This window comes from Nioella sp., from assembly GCF_965215655.1.
Classification (GTDB): domain Bacteria; phylum Pseudomonadota; class Alphaproteobacteria; order Rhodobacterales; family Rhodobacteraceae; genus Nioella.
The window spans coordinates 3,499,353-3,516,005 of record NZ_OZ244111.1 but is presented as its reverse complement, the minus strand read 5'-3'; the positions used below and the strand labels follow the sequence as shown (position 1 = coordinate 3,516,005).

General features: G+C 62.5%; 15 protein-coding genes and 1 tRNA gene. 8 read left to right on the top strand and 8 right to left on the bottom strand.

Annotated elements, in window-relative coordinates; translation table 11 throughout:
• Window positions 1-160 precede the first annotated feature (160 nt).
• From uxuA to ACOOEX_RS17465, 6 genes are all read left to right on the top strand, one after another.
• Window positions 161-1,357 carry a mannonate dehydratase gene (gene uxuA, locus ACOOEX_RS17490; RefSeq protein ID WP_420396021.1) on the top strand — a complete coding sequence of 399 codons (1,197 nt, stop codon included), beginning with the start codon at window positions 161-163 and terminating at the stop codon, window positions 1,355-1,357.
• 63 nt (window positions 1,358-1,420) lie between these two features.
• The gene (locus tag ACOOEX_RS17485; protein WP_420396020.1) at window positions 1,421-2,689 is read left to right on the top strand and encodes an ABC transporter substrate-binding protein; all 1,269 of its coding nucleotides are present in this window, start codon (window positions 1,421-1,423) and stop codon (window positions 2,687-2,689) included.
• 77 nt (window positions 2,690-2,766) lie between these two features.
• Window positions 2,767-3,789, top strand: coding sequence for a carbohydrate ABC transporter permease (locus ACOOEX_RS17480; RefSeq protein WP_083431326.1), 1,023 nt, complete (start codon window positions 2,767-2,769; stop codon window positions 3,787-3,789).
• Window positions 3,782-4,855 carry a carbohydrate ABC transporter permease gene (locus ACOOEX_RS17475; protein ID WP_420396019.1) on the top strand — a complete coding sequence of 358 codons (1,074 nt, stop codon included), beginning with the start codon at window positions 3,782-3,784 and terminating at the stop codon, window positions 4,853-4,855. The genes ACOOEX_RS17480 and ACOOEX_RS17475 overlap by 8 nt, the downstream gene beginning before the upstream one ends.
• 50 nt (window positions 4,856-4,905) lie before the next feature.
• On the top strand, window positions 4,906-5,868 hold the full coding sequence (locus ACOOEX_RS17470; RefSeq protein ID WP_420396018.1) for an NAD(P)-dependent oxidoreductase: 963 nt from the start codon (window positions 4,906-4,908) through the stop codon (window positions 5,866-5,868).
• Between the two features lie 13 nt (window positions 5,869-5,881).
• On the top strand, window positions 5,882-6,970 hold the full coding sequence (locus tag ACOOEX_RS17465; protein WP_420396017.1) for an ABC transporter ATP-binding protein: 1,089 nt from the start codon (window positions 5,882-5,884) through the stop codon (window positions 6,968-6,970).
• A 177-nt stretch (window positions 6,971-7,147) separates the two neighbouring features.
• Here ACOOEX_RS17465 and ACOOEX_RS17460 read toward each other — a convergent pair.
• The 8 genes from ACOOEX_RS17460 to ACOOEX_RS17425 form a co-directional block, all read right to left on the bottom strand.
• A tRNA-Gln gene (locus ACOOEX_RS17460) sits at window positions 7,148-7,222 on the bottom strand.
• 74 nt (window positions 7,223-7,296) lie between these two features.
• A complete protein-coding gene (locus tag ACOOEX_RS17455) occupies window positions 7,297-8,622 on the bottom strand; it encodes a mechanosensitive ion channel family protein (protein ID WP_420396016.1) in 1,326 nt (441 codons plus the stop codon).
• 142 nt (window positions 8,623-8,764) lie between these two features.
• Window positions 8,765-10,261, bottom strand: a complete 1,497-nt coding sequence (locus tag ACOOEX_RS17450) for a phosphomannomutase/phosphoglucomutase (protein WP_420396015.1) — start codon at window positions 10,259-10,261, stop codon at window positions 8,765-8,767.
• An 18-nt stretch (window positions 10,262-10,279) separates the two neighbouring features.
• Window positions 10,280-11,113 (bottom strand): 3-deoxy-8-phosphooctulonate synthase, encoded by an 834-nt coding sequence (gene kdsA, locus ACOOEX_RS17445; protein WP_420396014.1) that lies wholly within the window; start codon window positions 11,111-11,113, stop codon window positions 10,280-10,282.
• A gap of 3 nt (window positions 11,114-11,116) precedes the next feature.
• Window positions 11,117-12,781 (bottom strand): capsule biosynthesis protein, encoded by a 1,665-nt coding sequence (locus ACOOEX_RS17440; protein ID WP_071689334.1) that lies wholly within the window; start codon window positions 12,779-12,781, stop codon window positions 11,117-11,119.
• Window positions 12,759-13,418, bottom strand: a complete 660-nt coding sequence (locus ACOOEX_RS17435) for an ABC transporter ATP-binding protein (protein WP_420396013.1) — start codon at window positions 13,416-13,418, stop codon at window positions 12,759-12,761. The genes ACOOEX_RS17440 and ACOOEX_RS17435 overlap by 23 nt, the downstream gene beginning before the upstream one ends.
• Window positions 13,419-13,696: 278 nt before the next feature.
• On the bottom strand, window positions 13,697-14,728 hold the full coding sequence (locus tag ACOOEX_RS17430; RefSeq protein WP_420396012.1) for a permease: 1,032 nt from the start codon (window positions 14,726-14,728) through the stop codon (window positions 13,697-13,699).
• Entirely contained in the window at window positions 14,721-15,059 is a 339-nt protein-coding gene (locus ACOOEX_RS17425; RefSeq protein ID WP_420396011.1) for an ArsR/SmtB family transcription factor, read from the bottom strand. The genes ACOOEX_RS17430 and ACOOEX_RS17425 overlap by 8 nt, the downstream gene beginning before the upstream one ends.
• Window positions 15,060-15,223: 164 nt before the next feature.
• Between ACOOEX_RS17425 and ACOOEX_RS17420 the strand changes: the two genes are divergently transcribed.
• Together ACOOEX_RS17420 and ACOOEX_RS17415 are read left to right on the top strand one after the other, a co-directional pair.
• Window positions 15,224-15,817 (top strand): uracil-DNA glycosylase family protein, encoded by a 594-nt coding sequence (locus ACOOEX_RS17420; RefSeq protein ID WP_420396010.1) that lies wholly within the window; start codon window positions 15,224-15,226, stop codon window positions 15,815-15,817.
• The gene (locus ACOOEX_RS17415) at window positions 15,814-16,602 is read left to right on the top strand and encodes an SseB family protein (protein WP_420396009.1); all 789 of its coding nucleotides are present in this window, start codon (window positions 15,814-15,816) and stop codon (window positions 16,600-16,602) included. The genes ACOOEX_RS17420 and ACOOEX_RS17415 overlap by 4 nt, the downstream gene beginning before the upstream one ends.
• Window positions 16,603-16,653: the final 51 nt, after the last annotated feature.

Sequence of the window (16,653 nt, the reverse complement as noted above, 5' to 3'; positions counted from 1 at the left end):
GCGAGCCATCGGGGAAAGCCTGTGCCGGGAGGCGTGATCGGGGGCAGTAATTGCGACTGACGCTGTCCTCTGACCTTGATTGGAGCCTTGTAAAAAAGGTTTGCGTGGGGATGAGTAATAATACTAGTATACCGGTATGAGGGCTTGGGAGAAGGACTAGATGCGGCGAACTTGGAGATGGTTTGGCCCACACGACAAGGTTTCCTTGGCCGATGCGATGCAAGCGGGTGCCGAAGGTATCGTTTCGGCCTTGCATCATGTCCCGCCCGGTTTGCCGTGGACAGTTGAGGATATCCGAGAAAGGCAAAGCCAAATCGAGGACGGGTCCAACGGCGCACTGGCGTGGGATGTTGTCGAAAGCCTCCCGGTTTCCGAGGCCATAAAGACCAAATCGCCGGATTGGGATGCCCACATTGCCGCCTATCGCGCGTCGATCGAGGCACTGGCGGCCAGCGGGATCGAGACGATCTGCTACAATTTCATGCCAGTCCTGGACTGGACCCGCACCGAGCTTCGTGCGCCGTTGCCGTCAGGTGGCACCGCGATGCGGTTCGATCTGGCCACGTTCGCGGCGTTTGACATTCACATTCTGGCCCGTCCCGGTGCCAAGGAGGCATATGCCCCCGAGATCGTTCAGGCGGCTGCCGCAGTCGCGGCCGGAATGGACGACGGAACCAAGGCCGCGCTCAGCCAGGCGGTCGTCTCGGGCCTTCCGGGGGCCGCCGAGCACTGGACGCTGGAAGACGTGCGTGCCGCGGTTCAGACCTACGCCGCGTTGTCGCCCGACGTTCTGCGCCAGACCCATGTCGATTTCCTGTCCGAGGTCGTTCCATTGGCCGAACGGCTCGGGGTGCGCCTGTGCTGTCACCCCGATGATCCGCCCTTTTCCCTGTTGGGACTGCCGCGCACAATGTCCACGCTAGAGGATTACGAGGCCGTTCTTGGCGCTGTTGACAGCCCTGCCTTCGGGGCGACGTTCTGCACCGGATCTCTTGGCGCGCGTTCGGACAATGATTGCGTGGCGATGGCCCGGGCGCTCGCGCCCAGAATACACTTCGTTCACCTGCGCAACGTCACCCGTGACTCGGAGGGAGCACCGTGTAGCTTCATGGAATCAGAGCATCTGTGCGGTGATGTGGACATGGTCGGCGTGATCGACGTGATCCTGACCGAGGAAGCGCGGCGGCGCGCGGAGGGGCGCGCGGATGCAGAGATACCGATGAGACCGGATCACGGTCAGGACATACTGACCGATATCGGGGCGGGCGCGCAGCCGGGTTATCCGGCCGTTGGACGCCTGAAAGGCATGGCAGAGTTGCGCGGTGTGATGGCGGCCTTGTCGCGACGACCAGCGTGAAACGCAGGACACGTAGAGCAGGACAACAACCAAAGTACGATCAACCATCCTAGGGAGGAAACAATGAGAAGATCACTGAAACTTATGGCGGCAAGCTCGCTCTTTGCGCTTGTTGCAGGGGCGGCGTCGGCTCAGACCGAGCTGCGCATGATGTGGTATAACGACGGCATCGAGGGAGAGGTCATGCAGTCGATCCTCGACCGGTTCGAGGAAGCCCATCCCGAGATCAGCGTCACGCTTGACGTGGTGCCCTATCAGGCGGTTCTGGAATCGCTGCCGATTCAGCTGGCGGCGGGCAACGGCCCCGACATCGCCCGCGTGACCGATCTTGGCGGGCTGTCAGAGTACTATCTCGACCTGCGGCCCTACGTTCAGGACCCGGAATACTGGGAAACCAATTTCGGCCCGTTCCTTGACTGGCTTGACCCCGATGGCGACGCGATCAACGGCTTCATGACGCAGCTGACCGTGACCGGGCCTTACGTGAACCGGACCCTGTTCGAACAGGCCGGTGTCGACCTGCCGGGCGACGGCGCGACCTGGGAAGACTGGGCCGCTGCGGTGAACGAAGTGGCCGGAGCGCTCGACATTCCGATCCCGATGGCGTGGGACCGGTCCGGGCACCGTGTTGCGGGACCTGCCATCGCGCAGGGCGCCCAGATGTTCGACGCGGATGGCAACCCGGCGCTTGTCGATGAGGGTCTCCAGCGCATGGCGCAGCTTCTCTATGATTGGCACCAGGACGGCACCATGTCGCTGGAGCTTTGGGGCTCGGTCTCCGGGTCGTCCTACCTTGGCGCGAACGAGGATTTCGCCAACGCCAACGTCGTGATGTACATGTCCGGTTCCTGGCAGATCCCGCAGTTTGCATCCACCATCGGTGATGCGTTCGACTGGTGGGCCGTGCCCGCGCCTTGTGGTCCGGCAGCCTGTACCGGGATGCCCGGTGGTGCCGCGCTGGCCGCGATCGGCGATACGGAACACCCGGAAGAGGTTGGCATCCTGATGGACTACCTCGCGCAGGAAGAGGTGCTGGCCGAGTTCTATGGCCGGACGCTGTTCATTCCGGGTCACCTCGGCCTTGCCTCGAGCGGGATCGACTTCGACACGGATGATCCGCGTGCAGCCCATGCGCTGGCAACCTTCGCCGGGGCAGTTCCGAGCATCTCTCCGGTGGCGTTCGCCCTTCAGGGCTACCCGTCAAACCGCGTGATGTTCAACGCTCTGATCTCTCGTCTGAACGAGGCCATCGTGGGTGAACTGACCCTCGATGAAGCCTATGCGCGGATGGAAGAAGACATCGCGAACCAGCTGGCCGAAAGCGACCGCTGAGGCGTCTGACCCGATGATCGGCCGGCCCTGCCTGACTGGTGGGGCCGGTCACCCCCTGAAGAGAATGGAAGCTTCCCATGGCCCATGCGGATGACAAGGCGACCGGGATCGGCGATGTGCTGCAAAACGTGGTGGCATGGCCCATCCGCATCCTGTTCAAGCTGATCGACTATCCCGTCACGGCAATTCAGAACGTGATTGGCATCCGGCGCATGCCGTGGCTCTTCCTTCTGCCGAACCTCGCCTTCTTCGGCATGTTCGTGATCATTCCGCTGTTCATGAACTTCGCCTATTCGCTGACCGGCGGGACCGAGCTGTTCATCAGCGAACGCCCCTATACCGGAGGTGAACAGTACGGGTTCCTCTTCGATTGCGACAACTATGCCGATCCGATCAGTTGCCGAGAGGACAGATTCTGGAAAGGCATCTTCAACACCGCGGTGTTCATCTTCTTCCAGGTCTCGTTCATGGTGCTGTTCTCATTGATCACGGCACTGGTCCTGAACCGAGAGATCCGCGGGCGGGGCTTCTGGCGCGCAGTGTTCTTTTTCCCGGTGCTGCTGTCGCCGGTGGTCGTTGCGCTGATCTGGAAATGGATCCTGCTGCGCGATGGCATCCTGAACGCATTCCTGATCTCGATCGGGCTGGACCGCATCCTGTTCTTCGTCAGTCCGGAATGGGCGATGTTCTGGGCCGTGTTCGTGTCGATCTGGGCGCATATGGGCTTCTACACGCTGATCCTGCTGGCCGGCCTTCAGGCGATCCAGCCCGATCTATACGAGGCCGCCGAGATGGACGGCACCAGCAAGGAACGCGTCTTCTTCCGCATCACCCTGCCGCTTCTGTGGCCCAATATGCTCGTTGTCATCGTGCTGGCGCTGATCAAGGGCGTGCAGGTCTTCGATGAGGTCTACGTGCTGACCGGCGGCGGTCCCGGCACCGCGACGCAGTTCATCGTGCAATACATCTACAACACCGCCTTCACCAACCAGGTGCAGAATTTCGGCCTCGCCTCCGCCGCGTCGATGGTTCTGGGTGTGGTGCTGTTCGTCCTGACGCTGACACAACTGGCCGCAACCCGGAGACGCGACAATGACTGATGCGACGCAATCCCCCCGCTCGGTCAAGACCCTCCTTGCTGCCCGTCGCGGGCGCGGCAAGATGCACTGGACCGATGTCTTTACCTATTGCTACCTCGGCTTCGGACTGTTTCTGATGTTCGCGCCGGTGGTGTGGCTGGTCCTGTCTTCCTTCAAGACCCCGGCGGGCTTGCAGGAATTTCCGCCGACCTTCCTGCCGCTCGGGCAGATCTCGGTTGAGGTTGAAGGCTATGACGAGCCGCTGCTCTTGTTCGACGTGACGATGGAGGATGGCAGCGTCCAGCAACTGGCCCAAGTGCGGCGGATCGGGATCATGGCGCAGATGGTAGACCCGGAAAACCCCGGCGAACGCCTGCAAATCCCGATCGCGACGCGCGAACCCGTGCGAGAGATGCGCATGGCGTGGGAGAACTACCGCGACCCGCTGGAGCGTTTCAATTTCATGCGCTACCTGTGGAATTCCGTGATCGTGACTGCGGCGGCCACCATGGTCACGCTGCTGATCAACTCCATGGCGGCCTATGGCCTGTCGATCTACGAATTCCGGGGGCGCAATGCGATCATGCTGTTCGTGATCGGCACGCTGATGATCCCGATCACGGTGATCCTCGTCCCGGTTTACCTCGTGGTCACGAACCTTGGCATGATCAACTCGCTTTGGGCGGTCATCCTGCCCGGCGCGGCGACGCCAACGGGGGTCTTCCTGCTGCGCCAGTACATGCTGACGATCCCACGTGATCTGATCGAGGCAGCGCGGATGGACAAGGCATCCGAATGGCAGATCTACTGGCGCGTGGTGATGCCCTTGGCGATGCCTGCCGTGGCGGTGCTGGCGATCTTCTCGATCATGTGGCGCTGGAACGAATTCCTCTGGCCGCTGATCGTGCTGAACCGGTCCGAGGTCTACACGCTGCAAGTCGGGCTCAACGCCTTCCAGGGGGAGTTGGACGTTCAGTGGCACTATATCCTTGCCATGACCGTCGTCACCCTGATCCCAGTCGTGATTGTCTTCGCCTTCCTGCAACGCTTCATCACAACCGGCATTGCCTCTTCAGGGATGAAATGATGAGTGACGCGCCGCTTATCTTCATGGATCCGTTCCCGCGGAATGAGGCCATGGTCTACACTCCCGACTGCGCGGAGGCATTGGCCGGGATGGGCCGGGTCGTTGCCCATTGGGGAAGCCGCGCGCCGGATGAGATGGTCGAGGAACACCTGTCCGAGATGATCGTGCTGATCGGCCAGACCGCCATGCCCCGCGAACGGCTGGACCGCGCCCCGAAGCTGCGCGCGATTCTGAATGTGAAGGCCAACTGGGAACCCAATATCGACTACGCCGAATGTCACGCACGCGGAATCCACGTGCTGAGCGCAGCGCCCGCCATGGCCCCTGCCGTGGCCGAGTTCTGCCTGTGCCAGTCCATCAGCCTGCTGCGCGGGCTGCACCGGGCTGACGGGCTGTTCCGTGCAGGGCAGGAAGCCTACGGGATCGGCGGCAACGGCACGGCGGAGAGCCTCTATGGCGCGACCGTATCGCTTATCGGTTACGGCAACCTTGGCCGGGCGCTTGCGCCGCTTCTGCGTCCATTTGGAGTGCGGTTGCTCGTGCACGACCCATGGCTCTCTGACGGCTATCTGACCAGCGAGGGACTTGCCCCCGTTTCACTGGATGACGCTCTGGCCAAGTCGGACGTGATCTTCTTGCTGGCGGGTGTGACCTCGGACAACGAAGGGTTTCTCGACCGCAGGAAACTGTCTCTCATTCGGCGCGATGCCTGCGTTATCCTCGCCTCGCGCGCCGAGATCGTGGAGTTCGGCGATTTTCTTGCGATGGCGGGCGAGGGCGCATTCCGCGCCGCCGTCGATGTCTTCCCCGAAGAACCCGTCCCCGCCGGACACGTCTGGCGCGACACGCCCAATGTCCTTTTTTCCGCCCATCTGGCCGGGGGGCTGCGCGCCTCCTATGCCCGCATCCGCGAGATGATGCTGGACGATATCGGTCAGATCCTCAAAGGCCTGCCGCCCCTGCGGATGCAGAAGGCCGATCCGCAATTCGCCGCCAAGATGCGCAGCCGGTAACGAAAGACACGCCATGACCGAAATCCATCTCAAGAACGTGCGCAAATCCTATGGGGATGTGGAGGTGATCCACGGTATCGACCTTCAGGTTCATTCCGGGGAGTTTTGCGTCTTCGTCGGGCCGTCCGGCTGCGGCAAGTCCACCTTGTTGCGGATCATCGCGGGGCTGGAGGACATCACCTCGGGCGATATCGAGATTGATGGCACCGTCGTGAACCACAAAGGTGCCGCAGATCGTGGTCTGGCCATGGTGTTCCAGTCCTACGCGCTCTACCCGCATATGACGGTCTACAAGAACATGGCGTTCGGTCTGGAAAACTCCAAGATGCCGAAGGCGGAGATCGACGAGCGTGTGCGCAAGGCGGCGGAGCTTCTCCAGATCACCGACTACCTCAATCGCAGACCCAAGGCCCTGTCAGGTGGCCAGCGTCAGCGGGTTGCCATCGGTCGCGCCATCGTGCGGGACCCAAAGGCGTTCCTGTTCGACGAACCCCTGTCCAATCTGGATGCGGAACTGCGCGTGACCATGCGCAAGGAACTGTCGGCGCTGCACGCGAATATCGGCGGAACGATGATCTACGTGACCCACGACCAGGTCGAAGCGATGACGCTGGCCGACAAGATCGTTGTCCTTCAGAAGGGCGTGGTGGAACAGGTTGGCCCGCCGCTCGAACTCTACAACAAGCCCTGCAATGCATTTGTGGCCGGTTTCATCGGATCGCCTCGCATGAACATGTTCCAGGGAATTGCCGTGCGCGACGAAAACGGGCTGGCATTGAATGTCGGGGGTGCGCTTCTGGCCATACCGGATGTTCCGGCCCTTGCGGATGGTGACAAGGTCACGCTTGGAGTCAGGCCCGAACATATCGCGGTGCATGCGGATCACAGCGGCGAACTGTCCGCGTCCGTCAGCGTGACAGAGCAACTGGGCGGTGAGACCTATCTGTATTGCGACGCGCCGGGGTTGCCGCAGATCACGGTCCATCAAGGCGGTCAGTTGCCCTTCCAGCGGGGCCAGGCCCTGTCGCTGAGCTTCGACCGCGCCCGGATGCATGTCTTCGATGCAGACGGCAAGGCTGTGGCAAACGGATTGGCGACATAGGCGGGCCGGGACTGCACCGGCACTTGGGTGTCCAGCGTGCCCCGCTGAACCGTTTCGCGCGCGGTCGCCAGATCATGCAGACATTCGGCACAAAGAGCCTATCTGCTTTCGCAGCCGCGCTCTCAAATGCTCGCGCCATTCATCGTGGCGCAGATTGTCTCGATTTCGGTAAGTGATTGGCTGGGGTGGTAGGATTCGAACCTACGGTACACGGTACCAAAAACCGCTGCCTTACCGCTTGGCTACACCCCAACCGTGACGCGCTAGTTACGCCGCCCGCCGCGCGGGATCAAGACCCTTCGGGCAAAAAAACCGGTCCCGCCCGACTATTCCTGCGGGGCCTCTCGGGTCAGAAGATCGTCATGCGCCGTTTCGGCCCGTTCGGCGTCTACAATCCGTTGCAATTCCTGCATATCCTCGGCGTGAACGGCCATGGCGACCACGGGTGCTACCCCTTCCGTGTCTGACTCATCGTCCGTTGCAGACCGAGCCGGGGCGGGGCGAATCGTTGAATCGGTGATCAGGCGGTAGGTCGGTTCCGGCAGGGTGATGCCGGCCTCCTCCAGACGCGCCTTGGCCAGACGGATCGCCTCGCCCCGCGCCATGAACAGGCCGGTTTCGTGCTGCTTGACCCACCCGGCGGCGGTTATGGTGATGTTGCTGTCGCCTACCTCCTCGACCCAGGTCGAAGGGCCGGGCGATTGCAGCAGGTAGGGCAGTTCCTTGAGCGCCGCCAGAATGATCTCCTGTGCCTCGGCGATATCGGCGTTTGCGTCCACCCCGAGGGTGAAGGTGAAGCGGCGTTCATCGTTGCGGGTGTAGTTCACGATTCGGGCGCTGAAGACCTTGGAGTTCGGGATGCGGATGTGGTTGCCATCCAGCGACAGCAGGATCGTGGCGCGGCTGGTCAGGCGGATCACATGGCCGGTGTCGCCTTCGATTTCCACCAGATCCTTGGGCCGGAAGGGCTGGCGCATGGACAGCATGATCGAGGCGATGAAGTTTTCCACCGTGTCCCTGACGGCGAAGCCAATGGCAAGGCCCGCGATACCGGCCGCGCCGAGGATGGTGGACAAGAGCGCCGTCAGGTTCAGAAGGTCAAGGGCCAGGACCACGCCCAGGACCATGAAAAAGAGCCGCACAAGCTGGCGATAGATATCGGCGATGAAGGCATTGGGCGCGATCCGGTCCCACGGGTTCTTCATGCGTGCGATCAGGAATCCGGCCCAAATGACCAGAAGCCCGGCGAAAATGGCGACCATAAGGAGCGGCAGGAAGGCGATGGTTTGCGCCACGCGTGCCCACAGCCGTTCGACAGCGGGGGTCAGGCGTTCCACCACGTCGGTGGTTTCCGTGACCTCGTTCTCGATGGCCACGACGCCCTCCACGCGCGCGGCCAGACCGGTCAGTGCTGCGGCGGTCGCGGCGTCCAGCGTCGTGCCGCGCAGGGTGACGATGCCATCCGAGACATAGACAGCAACGTTTTCATACCCGTCGAGCTGATGGATGATTTCTCGGATACGCACGGCGATGGCGGCATCCTGTTGGGCGGAGTTCTCGACCGAGATCGTGGTGTCGGGCTGCGTGGCCTCCTGCGCGGGGGCGGCAAGCGGCAGAAGCAATAGCGTCAGAAGGAAAAGGAAACGGCGCATCGTCGATCTCGGATATATGAAAAGGCTGCAGGGAGCTTAGAGCCCTTCGGCAGCCTGATAAAGACCAAGGCCGGTGTGGGGCGGGCCAAAATCCTTGCAAGGATTTTTCAAGGGTCTTGCAAGATCCTTCACCGCGCCCCTGTCAGATCGTCTGGTCGTAGTCTCCGACGCCGGGCTCTGTGCGGATCACCGCATCGAGATCGTGGAAGATGGCGCGCAATTCATCTTCGCTTTCGGGGCTTTCGCAAACCACCACGAGGTTGGGCGTATTGGACGAGGCCCGGACCAGCCCCCATCCGCCGTTCTCCAGCATCACCCGCGCGCCGTTCACCGTGACCACATCGGCTATTTTCTGACCGCCGAGCGACCCGCCTTCCGCATGGCGCGCGACCAGCTTCTCTACCAGCCGCTCCAGCACATCGTATTTCTCCGTATCGGCGCACCAGGGTGACATGGTGGGCGAGGAATAGGTGACCGGCAGCGCGCGGCGCAGGTCGGCCATGGACATGTCCGGGTTGCGGTCGAGCAGTTTGCAGATCTCCACCGCCACGCGCATCCCGCAGTCGTAGCCGCGGCCAATGGGCTCGGCCAGGAAGTAATGGCCCGATTTCTCGAACCCGGCCAAAGCGCCCAGTTCGTGCACGCGGCGCTTCATGTGGCTGTGACCGGTCTTCCAGTAGTCTGCCTTCGCGCCATGGGCTTTCAGCTCAGGGTCCGAGGCATAAAGCCCCGTCGATTTCACATCCGCCACGAAGGTCGATCCGGGGTAAATCTTGGCCAGGTCGCGGGCCATGATTACACCCACCTTGTCGGCAAAAATCTCTTCACCCTCGTTGTCCACCACACCGCAGCGGTCGCCATCCCCGTCAAAACCGAGCGCAAGGTCCGCGCCGCTTTCCGTCACCGTGGCGGACATGTCGTGCAGCATCTCCATTGCCTCGGGGTTGGGGTTGTAGTTGGGGAACGTGTAGTCGAGCGCGTTGTGGGAGGGGATGACCTCTACCCCGAGACGCTCAAAGAGCTCGGGCGCAAAGGCCGAGGCGGTGCCGTTCCCGGTCGCGCAGACCACGCGCAGTTTGCGGGTCATCTTGAAGTCACCCACCAGGTCATCGAGATAGGCTTCGCGCACCCCTTCAACGAATTCATATGCACCACCGGGCCGCGCCACGCCTTCGCCGCCCAGGACGATGTCGCGCAGCCGGGCCATTTCCACCGGGCCATGTGTCAGCGGGCGCTGAAAGCCCATCTTGACCCCGGTCCAGCCATTTGGGTTGTGGCTGGCCGTGACCATGGCCACGGCGGGCGCATCCAGATGGAACTGCGCGAAATAAGCCATGGGCGACAGGGCAGGGCCTATATCCTTTACCTGAATGCCTGCCTGCATCAGCCCCAGGATCAGCGCATTCTTCACAGACAGGGAATAGTCGCGGTAATCGTTGCCGACGGCGATCACCGGATCAATCCCGGCCTCATGCATCTGTGTGCCAAGGCCGAGGCCAAGCGCGGTGATGCCGGGCAGGTTGATCTCATCGGGGAACTTCCAGCGGGCATCGTATTCGCGGAATCCGGTCGGCGCGATCATCGGGTCACGCAGAAAGGCCCAGGTGTTCTGAGTGACGTCGGAATGGGGTTTGGTCATGAAAGGCTCCGTAAGATCTTAGAGTCGTATCGGATCGGCTTTTGCCAGCCGATCGAACTGCATCAAACTGTTCACAAGGGTCTGCATCTGGGTCAAAGGGATCATGTTCGGCCCGTCAGAAGGGGCGTTGTCGGGGTCTTCGTGGGTTTCGATGAAGACTGCCGCAATGCCAAGCGACACGGCCGCGCGCGCCATCACCGGGGCGAATTCCCGCTGCCCGCCGGAGGATCCGCCCTGGCCGCCGGGTTGTTGCACCGAATGGGTCGCGTCCATCACCACCGGATAGCCGGACTGCGCCATGATCGGCAGGCCGCGCATATCGGCGACCAGGGTGTTGTAGCCAAAGCTGGTGCCGCGCTCGGTCAGCAGCAGGCGGGTATTGCCGGTGCTTTCCAGCTTGCTGACCACATTGGCCATATCCCATGGGGCCAGGAATTGACCTTTCTTGACGTTGATCACAGCCCCGGTTTCACCTGCGGCCAACAACAGGTCGGTCTGGCGGCACAGGAAGGCAGGGATTTGCAGGATGTCGACGGCCTCTGCCACTGGCGCGCATTGTGCCTCGGAATGGATATCGGTCAGCACCGGGCAGCCGAATTCCGCGCCGATCTTGGACAGGATCGTCAGACCCTCGTCCATGCCGACGCCGCGCTTGCCACCAAGGCTGGTGCGGTTGGCCTTGTCATAACTCGCCTTGAAGACATATTGCGCGCCGGTTTTTTCGCAGGCCGCGACCATCTGCTCGGCAATCATCCGGGCGTGGTCCAACGTTTCAAGCTGGCATGGACCGGCAATGACCGTCAGAGGAAGGTCATTGCCGGTGGTGATCTTTCCGATCGAAACATGTTTCATGGGTTAGGCGGATACCTGTTCTCTTAGGATGGAGGCCGTCATCGACAGCATCAGGTAAATGCCAGAAAAGATCAGGAAGGCAAGCAGTGTATTTTCCAGCTTGCGAGGGAACGCCGCCTCGTCCGGGGCCACCGGGTTCACGCTGATTGTCAGGTAGAGCGACTGCCGCTCGGCTTCCAGCCGGGCCCCTTCAAGGGCCTGCAACGCCTGGCTCAGCATCAGTTGGCGGGTTTGCAGATCGGCCTGCGCCACGGCAAGTTCCGAGCTGATGCGCGCCAGCGAAACCTGGCTGCTGGCATCCTCGGTCATCGAGGATCGCAGCTCCTCGATCAGGGCCTCCAGCCGGGCAATATTGCGTTCGGCCACTTCCACGCGGGTCTGGTTCGGGCGGTCGACCGACAGCAGTTCATCCAGGCGCAAACGTTCGTTCTGCAACTGGATCTCGAAGGTGGAGATCTGGTTGAACAGGGCCCCCACTTCCGCCTCCGAGCTCAGGATACCTGTCTGTTCCTGCAGGTTCACCACGCGCAACTGCGCAGAGGCGAGCGCGTCCTCGGCGGCGTCATAGCTTTCCCGCGCACCGGCCATCTGGTCATCGCGCAGGCGATGCGACATCTGGTCGACACGTTCCTCGGCATAGCGCAGAAGCGCCTGAGAGAAGGCCGCCGAAAGTTGCGGGTCAGCGGCCAGAACTTCCATCCGGACCATGCCTTCGGTCGGGTCGTATCCGATGGTCAGGTTGCGCGAATAGAGCGCGTAGAGGTCTTCGGTCGAGGCATCGGGGGCCAGTCGGTTCAGCGGGTCGATATCGGGGGCCGAGAAGTGCTCTCGCAGGCCCAGTTCCTCGTCCAGCAGCAGCATCGCCTCGCGGCTTTCGAGGAAGCTTTGAACCGCAATGGAGTCCTGGACAGTGGCAAAGGTGGTGCCACCGAGCAGCCCACCAAGGCCGCCCGCCGGGCTGGCACTTTCCGCTTTCTGGATCTGAAACAGGGTGGTGGTCGCGTACATCGGCGTCGCGACATTGTAGTAGTAATAGCCCACCAGCATCGTCGGCAGCATCACGAAGGCCATCAGCCGCGCGAACAGCAAGAGCAGCCGCTTGCGGCGACGGGCGGCGATATCGCGCTGCATGCGCAGGATTTCCTGCGCGCGGGCGGCGTCGTCCAGCGTCGGCGGGGCCATGGCCGGGGCGGTCTGCGGGGCGGCGGCCGGAACGTTTGGCTGGCGGACGGTTGCGGGCAGGCGCGGTTGCGCCTCGGCGCGCTGCTGGCCGTCATTGACCACAAGTTCCAGCATGTTGGACCGTTCGAACGGGTCGATCCCCTGGCGGCGCAACAGCCGCACCGCATCGAAATCAGACGCCGGTTGCAGCCCGTGTTTCTGCGCGGTGCGCCGGGCCATGCGCAGCTGGCGCCCGGTCAGCCCTTCTGACCGGATCGCGGCAAGCTCTTCCTCGATGGACATGCCCTGCGTCTGCCGCTGAGCGGGTTGTTGCGGGGATGCGGACTGCCCGGCCGGTGCGCCCGCTGTCGGGAACCGCATGTTGCCGAAGCCGTCATCCGTCGGTGCGTCGAGCGAGTCGTCGGCCACGCGGCGCGTTTCCCCCGCGGGGGCCGTCGGACCGGTGCGCCGGATGCGGAACTTCTTACCCCTGGGTTTCATAGTCATAAAGTCTCTTAGCCTCTTCGAGCGAGTCGAACTGGTAAAACTGACCGTCCTTCAACACGGCGGCGCGTCTCGCGAATTTTTCCAGCGTTTCCGCCTGGTGGGACACGATGATGACGGTTGCCGATATCAGGCGTTCCGCAAGGATCGTGCCGGCCTTGCGGTTGAAATTGGCATCCGTCGTGCGCGGCATGCCTTCGTCGATCAGGTATATATCGAATTCCAGCGCCAGAAGCAGCGAAAACTGGAACCGGGCCTTCATGCCTGCGGAATAGGTGCCGAGCGGACGGTCGAAATACTCCTCCAGATCGCAGACCCACCGGCAGAACGCCTCTACATAGTCTGGATCCAGCCCATAAAGCTGCGCGATGTAGCGGCTGTTTTCCGTGGCGGACAGGTTGGGAATGACCCCACCCATGAAGCCAAGCGGGAAGGAGATGCGACAGCCGCGGGTGATTTCGCCCTCGTCGGGTTTTTCCAGCCCGGCCATCATGTTGATCAGTGTTGTCTTACCGGTGCCGTTCGGGGCCAGAATGCCAAGCGATTGCCCCATCTCGACACGGAAAGACGCCCGGTCCAGGATGACCTTGCGCTGTGTGCCCGTCCAGAAGGACTTTGAGACATTCGAAAACTCGAGCATGTTCGCCCTGTATTGCTGCCATGTACGGCCCCGATTCAAGAGTTCAGGGCTTCTATCGGATAATCTATCTATCCATTTGGGCGCTATTATGTCCGTTAGGGCAACGATTTCAAAGCTCTTCGGGTGAAATATGACAGGATTGCGTCATTTCTCCTAACAAATCACCCCCATGGCCGGGGCAATGGGGGCGTGTTCTTAATCTTTGCGGGCTGGATGGCCCCTTCCAAACGCTGCGCGAAGGGTTGCAACGGATCACGGAAGGGACCGTTTCACAGGCTTCAAGCGATGAAGTCCCAGCTCAGACCGGCAAGAATGGCGCCGACCACGGCAAAACCCAAGTAGGCCGCGAAGATCTTCGGCTTGACCAACGCCCAGACCGCCACCGCCGCAGGGATGCAGCTGACACCACCCGCGATCACGAAAGCCATGGCCGCGCCGGGGCTCATCCCCTGATCCAGCAGGCCCGCGATCAGCGGAACCGCGGCATAACCGTTCAGATAGGCCGGTGCGCCAAGGATTGCGCCAAGCAGGATCGGGCCGACGCCGTTGCCGCCAAGTGCGGTTCCGATCCACTCGGCGGGCACGTAGCGGATCAGCAGCGCCTGCAACAGGTAGGCCAGCAGCAACCACTTGCCGAGGAACAGCAGGTTGTCCCGGGCAGCGCGGGCAAACAGGGCCCTGCGGTCTGCCTCCTGCCAGAAGCGCCAGTTGAGGCTCAGTTTCTTCGTGCCGCAGCAGGATCCGCAGCCTGTCGGCGTCTGTGCCTTCAGCGGGTCCGCAAGCAGGGCAGTGCCAGACAGCAGCATCAGGCTGAAGCCGCCGAACAGGCCGATGGCAATGGCCGCCACGGTTTTGGCCAGGGCGAAGTCAAAGCTGATCGCCCCCGCGGTGATCGCGAACATGGCCGGGTCCATCAGGGGGGAGGCCAGCCAGAAGGCCATGACCGCAGACAAGGGCGCACCGGCGGCCAGCAGCGCGGCGACAAACGGGATGACCTCGCAGGAACAGAAGGGCGACAACCCGCCTGCGAGTGCCCCCAGAACGATCATCCGGACCTCGCGCCCTTCGAACGCGCCTTCCATCAACCGCTCGGACCCGGTTGCCCGCATCACGCCAATGGCGGCGACGGCGAACAGGATGAACGGACCGGTATGGGCAAGGCTGGTGAATGCTTCGGTAATCGAGGGGATGAAGGCCGCCCGATCCAGAACGAAAATGGCCAGGGCGATAGCGGCGCAGGTCAGCAGCACCTTGTCGAATCTGGTCCATAGGCCGCGCAGCGGGGCAGGGGATTGCGTGAGATCAGCCATGATGGGCTCCTTCAGTATGGCCACCCTGATCGGCGCAGCATTCTTGCAACAGGTAGTCCGAGAGGCGGCGGATCTCGTCATAATCCACCGCGCAGATGATCCGGCGCCCGTCGCGCCGCTGCTGTAGAAGACCGGCGGACACCATTTGCTTGAGATGGTGGGTCAACACCGATCCGGTGATCCCCACGGCCTCTCCCAGTTCCCCGATTGGCAGCCCCTCCGGCCCCGCGCGAACAAGCCGCCGCAAGATGGATAGCCGTTGCTCGGACCCAAGCGCCGCAAAGGCAGAGGCCGCGAATATGAGGGCGGGGGGGGGATTGCTCTGTTTCATGATTCTATATTTATAGAAATAACGAAATGTTGTCTACCCCCCCAAGCGCGCGTGGTTTTCCGGCGGCAGCGTTCCCGTGCGAGTCCAGCTATGGAGGCTGTCGGGTTGGGGCAGCAGGCAGACCAGCCCTTTCCTTTCCGGTCGCATCGCGCTTTCCTGCCGGTATGAGCTTCGATCAACTGGCACAAGAGATCACCCGCTGCCGCCTGTGTTCCGACCGCTTTGCGGCAACTCAAACGGCCCATTCGCCCCGCCCGGTGCTTTGGGCCGGGTCCGGCGCGCGGCTTTTGATTGCCGGGCAGGCGCCGGGGATGCGGGTGCATCGGTCAGGCCAGCCCTTCACGGATCCGTCAGGGGATCGGCTGCGCCAGTGGATGGGGGTGAGTGAGGACGTCTTCTATGACCGCGACCGGGTCGCGATTGTCCCCATGGCCTTCTGCTTTCCGGGATATGACGCGAAGGGCTCTGATCTTCCACCGCCGCGGATCTGTGCAAGGACATGGCGCGCTCGGGTGCTGGAACTGCTGCCACAGATAAAGCTGACGCTGCTGATCGGGGGGTATGCCCAGGGCTGGCACCTGCCGGGCAAGGCTACTGTCACCACCCGTGTTGCAGCCTGGCGCGACCATGCGCCCCGCGTGATCCCCTTGCCCCACCCGTCCTGGCGCAATACCGCGTGGATGAAGCGGAACCCGTGGTTCGAGGCAGAGCTTCTGCCCGCCCTGCGCGCCCGCGTCCAGGAGGTTCTGAAGCCATGACCGAGACAACCCCGATTGACGCCGCCCTGACCGCGATGAATGCCGCGCCCGAGGATGACGCAGTACGGCTGCGCTTCTATGAGCGGTTGGCAGATAGCGAACTGTTCCTCGCCCTTGCAGCGGAAGCGGGTGGCGATGAGATCACCCCGCAGGTCTTTCCCGTTGAGGATGCCAGCTATGTGCTTGTTTTCGATCGCGAAGAACGTCTTGCGGAGTTTGCCGAGGGCAGTGCCCCCTATGCGGTTCTGTCGGGCCGGGGCTTGGCGGCGATGGTGGCGGGGCAGGGCATTGGATTGGCGGTGAACCCCGGTGCCGAGGCTTCGATCCTCGTGCCATCCGAGGCGGTGGACTGGCTTGCCGCGACCCTTGCCGAAGCTCCGGACGAGATCGAGGAAACGCCCGAGGAAATCAGCGCGCCTGTCGGATTGCCAGAGGCGCTGATCACGGCGTTGGACGCAAAACTTGTTACGGCCCAGGGACTTGCGCGGTTGGCGTACCTGTGTGGTGTGACCTATTCGGGCGGTCGGAAATCGCACTTGCTGGCTTTTGTCGATCCGGTTCCGGGGGCGGAGCCGGCATTGGCGCGGGCGGCGGGAGAGGCGTTGACGTTCTCGGGAATCGAGGCCGGGGTTATGGATGTGGGCTTCTTTCGGGCGTCCGATCCGGTCTGCGCATCGCTGGCGAAAACAGGGCTTCGCTTTGATTTGCCAGAGCCGGAAAGAGCGGAAAATGTGCCGGGCGCCGCGCCGGGGATGGATCCGGGGAAGCCACCGAAACTGCGCTGATACCGGGGATTTGGCCGGTCACCCCGCGTACACCCCCTGTACACCCCCTGT